Origin of the sequence: Salinilacihabitans rarus, assembly GCF_024296665.1 — an archaeon.
Classification (GTDB): Archaea; Halobacteriota; Halobacteria; order Halobacteriales; family Natrialbaceae; genus Salinilacihabitans; species Salinilacihabitans rarus.
In genome coordinates, this window is record NZ_CP100762.1 from 2373276 (window position 1) to 2387573 (window position 14298).

General features: G+C 70.4%; 14 protein-coding genes and 1 pseudogene. 6 read left to right on the forward strand and 9 right to left on the reverse strand.

Annotated elements, in window-relative coordinates:
- Positions 1-6: 6 nt before the first annotated feature.
- Positions 7-966 (reverse strand): basic amino acid ABC transporter substrate-binding protein, encoded by a 960-nt coding sequence (locus NKG98_RS12400; protein WP_254766233.1) that lies wholly within the window; start codon positions 964-966, stop codon positions 7-9.
- 136 nt (positions 967-1102) lie between these two features.
- Here NKG98_RS12400 and NKG98_RS12405 point away from each other — a divergent pair, with 136 nt between their 5' ends.
- Together NKG98_RS12405 and NKG98_RS12410 are read left to right on the forward strand one after the other, a co-directional pair.
- Entirely contained in the window at positions 1103-2290 is a 1188-nt protein-coding gene (locus NKG98_RS12405) for an inorganic phosphate transporter (RefSeq protein ID WP_254766234.1), read from the forward strand.
- The gene (locus NKG98_RS12410) at positions 2287-3021 is read left to right on the forward strand and encodes a hypothetical protein (RefSeq protein WP_254766235.1); all 735 of its coding nucleotides are present in this window, start codon (positions 2287-2289) and stop codon (positions 3019-3021) included. Before NKG98_RS12405 ends, NKG98_RS12410 begins: the two co-directional genes overlap by 4 nt.
- On the opposite strand, the gene NKG98_RS12415 is transcribed toward NKG98_RS12410, so the two are convergent.
- Entirely contained in the window at positions 3022-4392 is a 1371-nt protein-coding gene (locus NKG98_RS12415; protein WP_254766236.1) for a hemolysin family protein, read from the reverse strand.
- Between the two features lie 116 nt (positions 4393-4508).
- On the opposite strand from NKG98_RS12415, the gene NKG98_RS12420 reads away from it, so the two are divergent.
- The 3 genes from NKG98_RS12420 to NKG98_RS12430 are packed head-to-tail and all read left to right on the forward strand — an operon-like array spanning position 4509 to position 5923.
- The gene (locus tag NKG98_RS12420; protein WP_254766237.1) at positions 4509-4778 is read left to right on the forward strand and encodes a glutathione S-transferase N-terminal domain-containing protein; all 270 of its coding nucleotides are present in this window, start codon (positions 4509-4511) and stop codon (positions 4776-4778) included.
- Positions 4778-5287 (forward strand): redoxin domain-containing protein, encoded by a 510-nt coding sequence (locus tag NKG98_RS12425; RefSeq protein WP_254766238.1) that lies wholly within the window; start codon positions 4778-4780, stop codon positions 5285-5287. Before NKG98_RS12420 ends, NKG98_RS12425 begins: the two co-directional genes overlap by 1 nt.
- Before the next feature lie 48 nt (positions 5288-5335).
- Positions 5336-5923: an L-threonylcarbamoyladenylate synthase gene (locus NKG98_RS12430; RefSeq protein WP_254766239.1), complete on the forward strand. Its 588-nt coding sequence runs from the start codon at positions 5336-5338 to the stop codon at positions 5921-5923.
- Positions 5924-5925: 2 nt separating this feature from the next.
- On the opposite strand, the gene NKG98_RS12435 is transcribed toward NKG98_RS12430, so the two are convergent.
- Positions 5926-6600, reverse strand: a complete 675-nt coding sequence (locus tag NKG98_RS12435; protein WP_254766240.1) for a CRISPR-associated protein Cas4 — start codon at positions 6598-6600, stop codon at positions 5926-5928.
- Positions 6601-6632: 32 nt separating this feature from the next.
- Positions 6633-7223 (reverse strand): conditioned medium-induced protein 4, encoded by a 591-nt coding sequence (locus NKG98_RS12440; protein WP_254766241.1) that lies wholly within the window; start codon positions 7221-7223, stop codon positions 6633-6635.
- 177 nt (positions 7224-7400) lie between these two features.
- Between NKG98_RS12440 and NKG98_RS12445 the strand changes: the two genes are divergently transcribed.
- On the forward strand, positions 7401-9569 hold the full coding sequence (locus tag NKG98_RS12445; protein ID WP_254766242.1) for a heterodisulfide reductase-related iron-sulfur binding cluster: 2169 nt from the start codon (positions 7401-7403) through the stop codon (positions 9567-9569).
- On the opposite strand, the pseudogene NKG98_RS12450 reads toward NKG98_RS12445, so the two are convergent.
- From NKG98_RS12450 to NKG98_RS12470, 5 genes and pseudogenes are all read right to left on the reverse strand, one after another.
- Positions 9566-9700 (reverse strand): annotated as a pseudogene (locus NKG98_RS12450) (type II toxin-antitoxin system VapC family toxin); the annotation flags it as partial. The gene NKG98_RS12445 and the pseudogene NKG98_RS12450 sit on opposite strands and share 4 nt — an antisense overlap.
- Before the next feature lie 44 nt (positions 9701-9744).
- Positions 9745-10467 carry a type 1 glutamine amidotransferase gene (locus NKG98_RS12455; RefSeq protein WP_254766243.1) on the reverse strand — a complete coding sequence of 241 codons (723 nt, stop codon included), beginning with the start codon at positions 10465-10467 and terminating at the stop codon, positions 9745-9747.
- Between the two features lie 104 nt (positions 10468-10571).
- Complete coding sequence (locus NKG98_RS12460; RefSeq protein ID WP_254766244.1) at positions 10572-11822, reverse strand: AMP-binding protein; 1251 nt, start codon at positions 11820-11822, stop codon at positions 10572-10574.
- A 36-nt stretch (positions 11823-11858) separates the two neighbouring features.
- Positions 11859-12641: an alpha/beta fold hydrolase gene (locus tag NKG98_RS12465; protein WP_254766245.1), complete on the reverse strand. Its 783-nt coding sequence runs from the start codon at positions 12639-12641 to the stop codon at positions 11859-11861.
- Between the two features lie 40 nt (positions 12642-12681).
- Entirely contained in the window at positions 12682-14211 is a 1530-nt protein-coding gene (locus tag NKG98_RS12470; protein WP_254766246.1) for a glycosyltransferase family 87 protein, read from the reverse strand.
- Between the last annotated feature and the right edge of the window lie 87 nt (positions 14212-14298).

The window sequence follows — 14298 nt, forward strand, 5'->3', positions numbered from 1 at the left end:
GTCAGGTCACTCGTCCGAGGCGAACCACTTCTCGGTGATCTCGTCGTACTCGCCGGACTCCTCGACGGCCGCGATCCCTTCGCTGAGCGCCGACTGGAGGTCCCCGTCGTCCTGACGGACGCCGAAGCCGTACTCCTCGCCGGTCTCGAAGGTAAACGCCACCTCGACGTCGCGGTTCGACTCGAACGTCTGGCCGACCGGCTGGTCGAGGATCACCGCGTCGATCAGCCCGCGTTCGAGGTCCTCGACGGCGAGGACGTAGTTGTCGTAGGAGGTGTAGTCGCCCTCCCCGATCACGCCCTCGTCGATCAGGTCGTTCTGGACGACCTCCTCGCCGGTCGTCCCCGACTGGGCGCCGACCGTCCGCCCGTCGAGGTCCTCGAGGCTCCCGGGCTGGAAGTCCCCGCCCTCCGCGACGAGCACCGACTGGTCGGCGCTGTAGTACGGGTCTGAGAAGGCGATCTGCTCCTGGCGCTCCTCGGTGATCGTCATCGCCGCGGCGATGACGTCGATGTTGCCGCTCTGGAGCGCCTGAATCAGCGTGTCGAAGTCGAACTCCTGCCACTCGGTCAGTTCGTAGTCGGTCTCCTCGACGACGGCCTCGAGCAGGTCGACGTCGAAGCCGACCAGGTCGCCGTCCTCGGTCATCTCGAACGGCGGGAAGCCGGGGGCCGTCCCCGCGACGATCTGCATGTCGTCGCCGCCGTCGCCGCCGTCTTCGCCGTCGGTCTCGTTGCCGTCGGTCTCGTTGCCGTCGGTCTCGTTGCCGTCTTCGCTGTCGGTCTCGTTGCCGTCGGTCTCGTTGCCGTCTTCGCTGTCGGTCTCGTTGCCGTCGCCGCCGTCTTCGCCGTCGCCGCCGTCGCCGGTGTCCTCGAGACAGCCGGCGAGGCCGATCGCGGTGACGCCAGTCACACCGGTCAGTTGCAGGTACCGACGCCGATCGAGCGTCCGGTTATCGTTGGCCATAGTAGCTATTCGGACGAATACTCTTCGACCTTAATATCCTTTCGTCGGAGTCCGCCGTCCAAGCGCAATATTGGCCTCTACCGGGGCGACGTCGAGGTCGGCACACACTTGTACCCCCACCAGTAAGCAGGGGTCGATGGTCGAGATCGCGACGGTCGCGACGTTCGGCGTTGCCGCGGTCGCAAGCCTCTTTATGGCGTGGTCGATCGGTGCCGGATCGAGCGGGTCGACGCCGTTCGCTCCCGCCGTCGGTGCGAACGCGATCTCGGTGATGCGAGCGGGCTTTTTCGTCGGGTTGCTCGGGTTCTCCGGGGCGGTGTTGCAGGGGGCGAACGTCTCCGAGGCGGTCGGCCGCGAACTGGTCCGGAACGTGAGCCTCTCGCCGGTGGCCGCGACGATCGCGCTGACGATCGCCGCCGTACTCGTCGCGACCGGCGTCTTCGCGGGCTACCCGATCGCGACGGCGTTCACCGTGACCGGCGCGGTCATCGGCGTCGGCTTCGCCATGGGGGGCGACCCGGCGTGGGCGAAGTATCAGGAGATCGCCGCCCTCTGGATCGCGACGCCGTTCGTCGGCGGCGGCATCGCCTACCTCATCGCCCGCGGCCTGCGCGACGAACCGGTCCCCGAGTCGTACGTCGTCGTCCTCCTCGCGGCCCTCGTCGGGGTGTTGTTCGCCAACATCGAGTTCGCCGCCCTCGGGCCGGCCGGCGAGGGAGCCTCGATCGCGGTCGCCGCGACCGACTACCTCCCGCTCTCGCGGGCGGCCGCCGTCGCGCTCGCGACCGCCGCCGTCGCGCTGGCGTGGGCGATCCCCGTCGGGATCGCGATGCGGAACGATCCCGAGCGCGCCCAGCGGCGGTTCCTGCTGGCGATGGGCGCGCTGGTCGCGTTCTCCGCCGGCGGCAGTCAGGTCGGCCTCGCGATCGGCCCCCTGCTGCCGCTGTCGGACGACGTCGGCCTCCCGCTGGTCGCCCTGCTGGTCGGCGGCGGCGTCGGCCTCCTGCTGGGGTCGTGGACCGGTGCCCCGCGGATGATCAAGGCCGTCTCGCAGGACTACTCCTCGCTCGGCCCCCGGCGGTCGATCGCCGCGCTCATCCCCTCGTTCGCCATCGCCCAGATGGCCGTCCTCTTTGGCATCCCCGTCTCGTTCAACGAGATCATCGTCAGCGCGATCATCGGCAGCGGCTACGCCGCGACGGGCGCCGGCGGCGGCGTCAGCGGCCGAAAGATGGGTTACACCGTGCTGGCGTGGGTGCTCTCGCTGGCGGGGTCGGTCGTCGTCTCCTACCTCGGCTACGTGGCCGTCACGTGGCTGCTGTGAGAGACCGAACGCGCTTTACCGCGGCGGCGGCGAACACGACCATGGACGCCATGGACGAGCGAACGGTACAGTGGCGACGGGACGCCTCCACCTCGACGACCGTCCGATTCCTGTGGGCGTTCGGCGTCGGGACGTTCCTCGCCACCCTCGCGATCATCGTCTTCTGGCGACTCTACGACCTGACCGGCCAGATCGGCGGCCAGTCGATCGTCGTCGCCGCCTTCGCCGCGCTCGCGGCGACGGTCCTCGGCGCCGCCGTCGCCGACCGGACCGGACGCGGTTTCCCGATCCCGCTCCCGGGCGACTCGGGGCCGGGCGCCGAGCGCGCGATCGACGCCGCCCTCGCGGCCGTCGCGGTGGCCGCGACCATGGGGGTGCTGATGGGCGTCGGCCGGATCGTCTCGCAGCGCGAACTGCTCGAAGTCGGCGCCGGCCCGTTCACCCTGCTGGTCGCGCTCATGATCCCGCTCGCGCTGCTCGCGCTGCTGCTCGCGTCGTTCCTGCGGTCGGTCGGCACCCTCGACCGCGAGGAGGGGGTGCTCCACCTCCACGACCCCGACGAGAGCGTTCCCCTGGAGCACGTCGAGGACGTCTCGGTGAACCCGGTCGGCGACCTCGCGCTCGTACACCTCGAGTACGCCACGCCCGGCGGCCAGTACGTCCCGGGGCCGCGGTGGCTCGCGCTCCCGCCGGCGGTCGCCGGCGAGGTGCGCGCGGTCGTCGAGGGCTGACTACTCCTCGCCGACGTCCTCGCCGTTCTCGACGTCGAGTTCGGCCTCCTGAAGTTTCGTCAAGCGCGCGCGCATGATCCGGGTGTTCTCGACCTCCTCGACGGTGATGCGGACGCCGTCGTAGGTGATCTCCTCGCCCTCCTCGACGAGGCGGCCCGCGCGGTTGAAGATGAAGCCGGCGATGGTCTCGAACTCCTCGCCCTCCGGGAGGTCGATCTCCAGGGCCTCGTTGACGTCCTCGATGTTGACCTCGCCGCGGACGAGGACGGTGCGCTCGTCGATCTCCTCGACCGGCTGTTCCTCCCCGCCTTCGAGGATCTCGCCGACGATCTCCTCGACCATGTCCTCCATCGTCACCAGCCCCTCGGTGGTGCCGAACTCGTCGATGACGATCGCCATGTGCATCCGGTTTTCCCGCATCTCCGAGAGCAGTTCGTCGACGTTCTTCGACTCGGGGACGTGCAGCGTCGGGTGGATGAGGTCGTCGAGTTCGAGTTCCTCGGTCTCGCCGTAGTTGAGGTCGCGCACGAGGTCGCGGATGTGGACGACCCCGAGGACGTTGTCGAGGCTGCCCTCGTAGACGGGGATGCGGGCGTGGCCGCTCTGGATGCAGGTCTCGATGGCCTCGTCGATGTTCGCGTTCTTCGGGACGGCGGTCATGTCCAGCCGCGGCGTCATCACCTCCTTGACGATCGTGTTGTTAAAGCGGAAGATGCGCTGGAGCATCTCGTGTTCCTCTTCCTCCAGGACCCCCTCGCGCTCGCCCGATTCGATCATCTCCTGGATCTCGTCGCGGGTGACGTACGGCGACTCGATGGCCCCGGTCGATCCCGTGAGTCTGTTGACCTGCCGGGTGAGGTAGTCGAAGAGGATGATCAGCGGGAACAGCAGGTACTCCGTCGCCTTCAGCGGCCTGGAGATCCGGATCGCCCACGCCTCGGTGTTCTCGACCGCGTACGATTTGGGGACGCTCTCCCCGAACAGCAACACGAGCGCGGTGATCCCGAACGTCGCCAGCAGGACGCCGACCAGACCGCCGAAGTGGATCGAGAGGATCGCCGTCGCGATCGAGGACATCGCGATGTTGACGATGTTGTTTCCGACGAGGATCGTCACGAGCAGCCGGTGTGGGTCGTCCTTGAGATCCCTGACCAGCGACGCACCCTCGATCCCGTCCTCGACCATCCCCTCGAGGCGGTGTTTCGGGAGGTTGAACATCGCGATCTCCGACGAGGAGAAGAACCCGGAGAGCCCGATGAGGATCGCCACCGCGACCACGCCGATCGTTGTCACCGTCGAGTCGGCGAGTTCGGTCCCCACGAGGGGGATCTTGTAGGCCGGCACGACCTCGAAGAGCGGAGACGTCGCCATTGACTGCCTGAGGTTTGTACGCTGACCGATTAACTGTTGTGAACGCCGACCGTCGACCGGCCCCCGCGCTGCCGACAACAATACCCTTTCGGGGGACGCCCCCATAGGCGCCGTACATGGGAGAGACGGACCCCCAGATCACGTTCTACCGGTTGCAGGCGTGCCCGTTCTGCGAGCGCGTCGCGCGCCGCCTCCGGGAGTACGACCTCGCGTACCGCTCGCGGTTCGTCGAACCGCACCACTCGCGCCGGGACGTCGTCAAGCGCGTCGCCGGCGTCCGCACGGTGCCCGTCATCGTCGACGAGCGAACCGGCGTCACGATGGCCGAGAGCGCGAACATCGTCGACTACCTCGACGCGACCTACGGCGACGGAGGTGTGGCCTGATGCCCGAGTTCGACGTCGTCGACCTCGGCCCGGCCGACGCCCCCGAACCGGGCGCGGAGGCCCCCGACTTCACCCGGCCGCTCGTGACCGACGAGTTCTGGGAGGACCGCTCGCTCGCGGCCCTGACCGACGACGGCCGGACGATCCTCGTCTTCACCCCGATGATCGGGTCGTTCGTCGGCAAGTACGTCTGGGACGAACTCGTCGAGCGCGGCTGGGACGACCGCGACGCGACCGTCGTCGGCGTCACCGCCTCGACGCCGTACGCCGTCTCGCAGTTCCTCGACGAGAACGAGTACCCCGTGGCCATCTTCGCCGACCCCGCAAACGGCGTCGCCGACGCCTACGGCATCGCCCACGACCTCGACGGGATGGCCGGCGTCGCAGAACCCCGCCTCGCGTTCGTCGCCGTCGACGAGGAGCGCACCGTCGAGGACGTCTGGGTCGCCACCGAGTGGCCCGAGTTCCCCGACTACGACGACATGGAGGAGCGTCTCGGACTCGCGTAACCGGCGGAGACGGTACGTTTTTGCCCGCGACACGCCCATACGCGAGACATGAGCGACCTCGAACGCGCGGCCGCGGCGATCCGCGAGGGGGCACTGGTCGTCTACCCGACCGAGACCGTCTACGGCCTCGGCGCGGACGCGCTCGATCCCGACGCCGTCGAGCGGGTCTTCGAGGCGAAGGGGCGGGACCGGTCGAACCCGGTCTCGCTCGCCGCCCCCTCGGTACCGGCGGCGCTCGAGCACGTCCGCGCGAGCGACCGCGAGCGGCGGTTCATGGCGACGTTCCTCCCCGGGCCCGTCACCGTCCTCTGTCGTCGGCGCGAGGACGTCCCCGACGTCCTCACGGCGGGCCGGGACCGCGTCGGCGTCCGCGTCCCCGACCACGAGGCGGCGCTGGCGCTCTGCGAGCGGGCCGACCGGCCGATCACGGCGACCAGCGCGAACGTCAGCGGCAGGCCGAGCGTCCGACGCCCCGACGACCTCGACCCCGAGGTCCGCGAGGCCAGCGCGGTCGTCCTCGACGGGGGCGAGACCGCGGGCACCGAGAGCACCGTCGTCGACGTCTCCGAGGGGACGATCCACCGCCGGGGCGCACAGGCCGGCGAGATCGAACGCTGGCTCGAACGCGAGGGGTGAGGTCAGTCGAACCCGAGCAGCGAGCGCAGCGTCCGGGTGCGGACGCCACACTCGGTGGCGTACTCGCAGGCCTCGCACTTCGAGCGGTTCGTCGTCCGCGGGGGCGGGCCGTCGAGTTCCCGGACGGTCCGCAGCGCGCGGCGGTACCGCGCCTTGCGCCGGGTCGTCAGGTCGACCCGTCGGATCGCGCCGTAGGCCGGGTACTCGACCCACGCGCCCTCGACCGGCGTCTCGCGCTCCCACGCGAGGGCCTTCGCCGCCGCGACGGCGACGACGGACTGGGGCTCCCAGACGCCGCGCTCCGGGGGCCGACCGGCGGAGACGACCGACGGTTCGAGCGGGTCGGCGAGCACCTTGTGGACGATGCCGCGGCAGTGACGGCCGGTCGCGAGGACGCCGCTGGCGGCCGGATCGCGGATGGCGTCCCAGCGGCCGGCACGCCGGAGGCGCTCGCGGGTGCGCGCGAGGGCCGCGCGGTAGGCGGCGGGGTCGAGCGCGACCGGTTCGGCGGCGAGGGCGTCGTCGTCGGCCGCGAGGAGGTCCTCGTACCGGTCCGCGAGCGCGCGCGTTCGCTCCACGGCGGGCGGGGGCTCCCGGTCGTCGTCGCGGCGGACGTAGTAGCACTTCCGCGGGCAGTAGGCGGCCGTCCGGAGGTCGCTGAAGCGAACGCGAGACACGGCCCCTCTGGCCGCGGCTTCGAATAAAAAGGTTAGAACGAGACGTCGGTCTCCATCCCCTCGGTGGCGTCCTCCAGCCCGTCCTCGCGGACGTCGGTCGCCATCCGCGAGGCGAGTTCGGAGTCGCCGAGGATGCTGTCGAACTCGTCGCGGTAGCGGTCGTTGGCCGCCCGCGACTCGTCTTTCGCCGCGGCGACCCGCCGGTAGCGCCGGATCTGCGCCTCGGAGACGTCGTACTCCGCCGCGAGCGTCGCGTCGTCCTCGTCGCGGGCGCGGATGGCGACGAGGTCGACCTCGTCGGCGTCGGCCTCGCTCACGAGGTGCAGCGCCATCCGCGCCTCGAAGACGTCCGCCTCGTCGACGCCGAGGTCGGCGGCCAGTTCCGCGTCGGTGCGGTCGTCGTAGAACCCCTTCGCGACGGCGATCAACTCCCCGTCCGACAGCGGCGTCTCGAAGCCGTATCGCTCGCGCATCCGCGCGACCACGCGTTCGAGACGTTCCTCGACGGTCCGCTCGTCCTTCTCGAGGGAACCGCGCGTGTCCTCCTGTGATTCGGTGACCGTCTCCTCTCCGTCGGTCACGCTGGTGAAGATGTCGCGAAGCTCCTGCGTTTTTTCGTCCATGGATGGACACTGGCGATGGGCGACTATTTAACCCTGTTGCCAGATAGCGTCGGGTGGAACCGGGCGGAATCGGCGCGCGTAAACTCACAACCGAACGAAGATTCTCGAAAGACGGCACCGGGATCGGTCTGGCGGAGCGTGACAAGAGTTAAGTGACCCGTCGACCGGTGATAGAACATGAACGTCCTGGTGCAAGCGGGGGACCAACCGTCGCGAGATACGTTCTGGGGGATCAGCAGCGAGGGCGAGGTGCTCTTTTACTACCTCGCCGCCGTCGCCATCGTCGTCTTCCTCTACGGCCTCTACGCCCGGTTTTCCCGGTACGCCGAGGGCGACGAGGACCCCTTCGACCGCCTCGACGACCTCGGGGACCGGATCGTCGACGCGGCGAAGATCGTCCTCTCGAACGAGAAGCAGTTCAACCGCGACCTCTACGGCGGGTTGATGCACTCCTTTATCCTCTGGGGCTTTCTGACCCTGTTCATCGCGACGAGCATCCTCGCGTTCGACATGGACGTCTGGACGAAGGCGCTGGGCCGCGACTCGTTCTGGGTCGGTGACTTCTACGTCGCCTACCAGTTCGTCGTCGACGCGATGGGGCTGCTGTTCGTCGTCGGCCTCGGGATGGCGATCTACCGCCGCTACTGGGTCCGCAACCACCGCCTGTGGGGCCGGCACACCTCCTTCGAGGACGACCTGTTCGTCTGGACGCTGTTCGCCCTCGGCGTCGGGGGCTTCCTGCTCGAAGGGGTCCGCATCCTCGGAAACGGCTACCCCGAGTGGGAGATCGTCAGCTTCGTCGGCTGGGGCATCGCGATGACCCTGGAGGCGGCGGGCGTCGAGCAGTCGCTCGCGGCCTCGCTACACTGGTGGGGCTGGTGGTCTCACTCGCTGCTCGCGCTCTTCTTCGTCGCGTGGATCCCCTACGCCAAGCCGTTCCACATGCTCTCGTCGTTCGCGAACGTCGTCACCCGCGACGAGAAGGCCGGCCGGCGGCTCCCGGGCGTCCCCGCCGACCTCGACGCGACCAACGCCGAGTCCATCGACGACTTCACCTGGAAGGAACTGCTCGACCAGGACGCCTGCACCAAGTGCGGCCGGTGTTCGGCCGTCTGCCCCGCGAAGGCCTCCGACCGACCGCTCGACCCCCGCAACGTCATCCTCGACCTCAAGCGCTACCGCGAGGACCGCGACGCCGACGGGAGCGAGCCCCAGCCGATCGTCGCCGACGGCGGCACCTCGGTGATCGACGCCGGGACGATGGAATCCTGCATGGCCTGTATGGCCTGCATGGACGCCTGCCCGGTCGAGATCGAACACCTCAACTCCTTCACGCGGATGAACCGCCAGCTGGTCGACCAGGGCGACGTCCAGTCGAGCATGCAGGAGGTCTTCCAGAACGTCATGCAGAACGGCAACACCTTCGGCGACCCCGCGCGCAACCGGGGCGACTGGACCGACGAACTCGGGTTCGACGTCCCCGACGCCCGCGAGGAGGAAGTCGAGTACCTCTGGTACGTCGGCGACTTCCCGAGCTACGACGAGCGCAACAAGAAGGTCGCCCGCTCGCTGGCGGCCATTCTGAAGGAGGCCGACGTCAGCTTCGGCATCCTCTTCGAGGACGAGAAGTACGACGGCAACGACATCCGCCGGGTCGGCGAGGAGTTCCTCTACCTCGAACTGGCGGGCCACCACGTCGAGTCCTTCGAGGCCTGCGAGTTCGAGAAGATCGTCTGTACCGACCCCCACTCGTACAACACGTTCGAGAACGAGTACCCGGAGGTCGACTTCGAGGAGTTCGCCGACGACCCGATGATGCCCTTCGAGTACGACGAGCACTGGAACGAAGACGGCGAGGTCGACGTGCTCCACTGGACGCAGGCCGTCGAGGAACTCGTCACCGAGGGGAAACTCGACCTGAACGGCGACGAACTCGACTACACCGTCACCTACCACGACCCCTGTCACCTCGGCCGGTACAACGACGAGTACGAGGCCCCGCGCGAGTTGATCCGGGCGACCGGCTGTGAACTCTCGGAGATGCCGCGCAACCGCGCCGACTCGTTTTGCTGTGGCGGCGGCGGGGGCGGCCTCTGGATGGACTTCGAGGAAGAGCCAAAGCCCAGCGAGGAGCGCCTGCGCGAGGCTCTGGAGGACACCGACGCCGGCGCCGCGGTCGAGAAGTTCGTCGTCGCCTGCCCGATGTGCATGACGATGTACGAGGACGGCCGCAAGACCGGCGGCTTCGAGGAGGAGATCGAGGTCGTCGACGTCGCAGAACTGATCGTCGAGGCGATCGACGCGACGGAGGAAGCCGGACTCGCGGAAGAGACGGCGACGGTCTAGAGCGTCTCGGGATCGATCCGGTCGACGATCCCGTCGAAGTCGTCGTCGAAGCTGAGCACGGCGTCGATCCCGTAGCCTTCGACGAGCGCGATCGTACTCGCGTCGGTGAAACTGAGAGGCCGGTCGTCGTACGTCTACTCGGAAAATAGTTCCGCTGGAACGGGAACCGAGTCGATCACGTCGCCGCGTCCCCGCCCGCCGCCGTCGTGCCGTCCCCCTCCTCGCGTACCTCGCGGACGTACGCCACGAAGTTGTCGAAGACGAGTTTCGCCTCGCAGGCCGCCGCGTAGTTCTCGTCGGTGATCTCCGCGAGGACGGACTCGCGGCGCTCGTCGGACAGTTCCTTCTCGTGGACGAGGTCGCGGGCGGTCTTCGGGTCGTACTCGGGGTGAAACTGGACGCCGAAGACCCGGTCCTTGCGGAAGCCGTGGTTCGAGTACTCGTTCTCGGCCAGCGGTTCTGCGCCCGGCGGCAGGGCCGAGACCGCGTCGGAGTGGCTCGTGAAGGCGGTGAACTCGCGGTCGATCCCCGCGAACAGCCGCGACTCGCCCGTGTGCTCGATCGCGCTGTAACCGACCTCGTAGGCGCCCATGTCCTCGACGGTGCCACCGAGGACGTCCGCGAGTAGCTGGTGGCCCCAGCAGATCCCGAGGAAGGGGAGCCCGCGGTCGACGGCCTCGGCGACCCACGCCTTCGTCCGCGGGATCCACGGCTCGTCCCAGTAGACCGACGAGCGCGAACCCGTGACGACCGCGGCGTCGAACGCGAAGCCGTCGGGGAGGTGGCCGCTCGTGACGTCGAACTCCGCGAGGGAGGCGTCGAGTTCGCGCCGGAAGTTCCGCGTCGTGTTCGCGTCCCGGTGTGAGGCGTTCAGGACGGCGATGCGCAGCCGATCCATTGGCGAATGGTGTCCGCTCGAAGCCGATAGGCTTTGCGACCGACGCGGGCCCCGCCCTCGCCCGCGCCGCGGTCCGGGAGCCGCGGCTTCGACGCGACGACGCGTCACGCCCGGCGGTACTCACCCCGTTCGTCCCGCCGGAACCGCTCGCCGGTGTCGAACCGGCCGTCGACGAACGCGCCCGCGGGTCGCTCACCCGCCGACGCCGCCGCCACGTCGCCGGCCGTCCGTCCTTCCGCCACCTCGGCCGTCTCGACTCGCTCGTCGGCCGCGTCTCCGCCTTCGACGTAGCCGTCCGCGAGCACCGGCCCGGACAGTTCGAGCGTCCCCTCCGCGGCGCCCTCGCGGAGTTCGCCGTCGTCGACCAGTCGCGCCTCGCAGTCGAGGATCGGCCGGCCGACGCCCTCGCGGTCGCAGGCGGCCCGCGACTGGCAGCACGCGGTCGGGCACTCGACCCGGCCGTACGCGCGGACGAGCGGGACCCCCCGTTCGAGGTACGGGTTGCGAACCGCCTCGGGCAGCGGCGCCTCGCAGACGCCCCACGCGACGCTCCCGAGGTCGTCGCCGGGACCCTCGGCCGCGAGGTCGCGAAACGCGGCGGCCCGGCCGACGAGGACGGTCGCGCCCTCGCGGCCGACGGCCGTCAGCGCGTCGCCGGGGTCGAACGCGCGGTCGAGCAGGACGGTGCCGCCGACGTACAGCGTCGGCAGCGCCGCCCGCAGGAGGCCGTCCGGGGTCGACAGCGGGACGAACGGCATCGCGACGTCGTCGGGGCCGAACCCCCACGTCGCGACGGCGGCGACGCAGTTTCGCTCGACCGCCTCGGCCGAGAACGCGACGACGGGCGTCCCGGGTTCGCCGTGGAGCGCCAGCAGCGGCCCCGAGTCGGCGGGCGACGGCGAGTCGACCGATTCCGGGTCGACGTCGTCGAGGTCGCCGAACCCGGACGTCCGCGCGGGCGGCAGGTCGCGCACGAGGTCGCGCTGGGCCGGTTCGTAGACGACGAGGTCGGGGTCGAGTGCGTCGAGTGGCCGGGAGACGGTGGCGGGGGTCAGCCGGTGGGAGACCGGGGCGAACGTGGCGCCGAGGCGGCGGCAGGCGAACAGCGTCGCGAGCGCCGCGACGCGGTCGCGCGTGCAGACGCAGACCGTGTCGCCCGCGTCGATCCCGCGGCCCGCGAGTCGCGCCGCGACGCCCGCGGCGGCCGTCGAGAGGTCGTCGTAGGAGACGCGGTCGGCGTCGATCGTCTCCGCGGGCGCGCAGAGCCGCCCCTCCGAGACGTCGACGACCGCCGTCCGGTCGCCCCAGCGGGCCGCCCGGCGTTCGAGCGAGAGGGTCACGCCGGGGGCTACCACGGAGGGGAAGGTAGTTTCCGGGGTCCGTCGGGTCGGTCAGTCGTCGTCGGCGTGGGCCTCGAGAAAGCCCAGCAGGCGGTCGTTGACGGGCCGGGAGCGCTCGACGAACGCGAGGTGGCCGGCGCCCGCCAGCGGTTCGAACTCGCCGCGTGGCAGGCCGCCGGCGAGGTCGCGGCCGGCGTCGACGGGGACGACCGCGTCGGCGGTGCCGTGGAAGACGAGCGTCGGCCGGGTCACCGCGACGAGGTCGCGAGTCGCGTCGTAGCCGTCGAGGGCGGCGACCTGCGCTTCCCACCCCTCGCGGTCGGCGTCGCCGTCGGCGCGCCAGTCGACGATTCCCTCGCAGACGTCGGGCTGTTCGGCCCGGAACGCCGGGGAGAGGCCGGCCGCGAGCGAGTCGGCGAGCGCGTCGGGGTCGTCCGGCGGGGCGAACAGCGGGTCGAGGTCGAAGGCGTCGCCGCGGGCGGCGGTCCCGAACAGCGCCAGGGTCTCGACGCGGTTCGTCCGCCGGGCGGCCTCCAGGGCGAGGACCCCGCCGAGGCCGGCGCCGACGACGTGGGCGGTCCGTGCCCCGCAGTCGGCGAGAACGGCCTCGAAGTCGGCGACGAGCATCCCGAGGTCGTACGGCCCCGTCGGGGCGTCCGAGCGGCCGGTCCCCCGGAGGTCCCAGACGACCGTCTCGAACGGGCCGGTCAGCGCGGCGTGTTGCCAGCCCCACGACCAGCCGCCGAGGCCGGCCTCGGGGACGAAGACGACGGTGTCGCCCGAGCCCGCACGCTCGTAGTGCAGCGAGACGGAGCCGTTCGTCGCAGTGGGCATACGCGAGCCAACGGGCCGGCGGAAGGCGACGGTTTCGGTTTCAGGCGACGCGCTCCCTGAGGGTGCGCGCGCCGGCGTCGAGGTCCCGGCGCAGCGTCCGGGCCGCCCGGAGGAGGGAGGCGACGCCGACCCCCTGTCGGCTCTTGTAGAGGACGCAGGCGCCGAGCGTGAGCAGGAGGCCGTACAGCTGCATCGTCCCGACGGCGTACAGCGGTTCGAGCAGCGTCGCCAGCGGTTCGGGGTAGGACGCCGCCCGCGACAGCAGCGAGTCGGGGGAGGTGGTGACGCTCGCGACGAGGCCGCCGAGGACGAACGTCGGCCCGACGGGGTCGCCGTACCAGGCGTAGAGGCCGACGAAGAACGCGCCGGCGAAGCCGACGACGAGGACCGGGTGCGACCAGACGGCCGCCGGGTTCCAGAGGTAGGCGCCCGCCAGCACCCCGAGGCCGGCGAGGATCGCGCCGCCGCGTTTCGGCGAGTCGGGTTCGTCGTGCCAGACGTACAGCAGGGCGACCCACGTGACGACGGCGAAGACGAGGTACCACCGCAGCGCCGGCTTGAAGACGATCGTCGCGACGAGCGTCGCGTGGGCGGCCACGAGGCGGTCGACCCAGTCGTCGACGTCGAGGTAGCAGTAGCCGACGACCGGCGCGAGGACGGCGAGGGCGGCGACCGGCAGCAGGGTCGCCGGCGCGTCGGGGGAGAGCGTCCAGATCACGTGCGAGAGCGGGCGCTGGATCGTCACGTAGTAGGTGTCGTCGGGCGCGTAGCCGCCGACGAAGGCCGCGGTCTCGCCCCGCGGGAGCAGGACGTCGACGAAGAACCGGCGGAGGGTGTCGGGGCCGAAGACGACGACGCTCGCGAGCAGGCCGCCGCCGCCGACGCCGACCGCGCCCGCGACCCCTCGCCACGAGCGGATCCGCAGCAGGTAGAAGCCCAGCAGCGTCGGGAACACCTTCACCAGCGCGACGACGCCGAACAGGGCACCGCCGAGGGTCTCGCGGCCGCGTTCGAGCGCGACGAAGCCGCCGAGGATCGCCGCGGCGAGCAACAGGTTGACGTTCCCGAAGTGGATCGTCCCGGTCGAGTGGGTGCCGGCGACGATAAAGAGGAAGACGGCGCCGACGTCGATCCAGCCGAGGGCCACGTCGTGGCCGTCGAGGTAGCGCACGAGGACGGCCGTCGCGACGGCGCAGGCGACGAGCGTGAGCGCGGTGTGGACGAGGTAGCCGTGGAACGGTTCGAGGGCGGTAAACGGGACGTAGCCGAGGACGGTGATCGGCGGGTAGAGGAAGGTGTAGAAGTCGGTCTCGCCGGGCGGCGGCGCGTTGTAGAAGTCCTCGCCGGCGAGGGCGGCCTCGGCGGCGTAGTGGTAGACGTAGTAGTTCACCCCGAGGCGGTCGTCGGGGGCGCTGCGGACGACGGAGAGCCACTCCCACGGGGGGCCGGCGAGCGACAGGGAGGGGTCGACCCCGAAGAAGTACCGGTAGGTCCGCTGGCCGACGGCGACCGTCCAGAGGAGGACGACCCACGCGCCGACGTAGGGGCGGGAGACGAGCGGGCGACGCATACCCTCGGCATTCTGTCACTCGTATACGGCTCTTGTGGTTCCCGACCCCGACCGCATCGACTTTGGCCCGGGCGCAGAGAGTGGGGG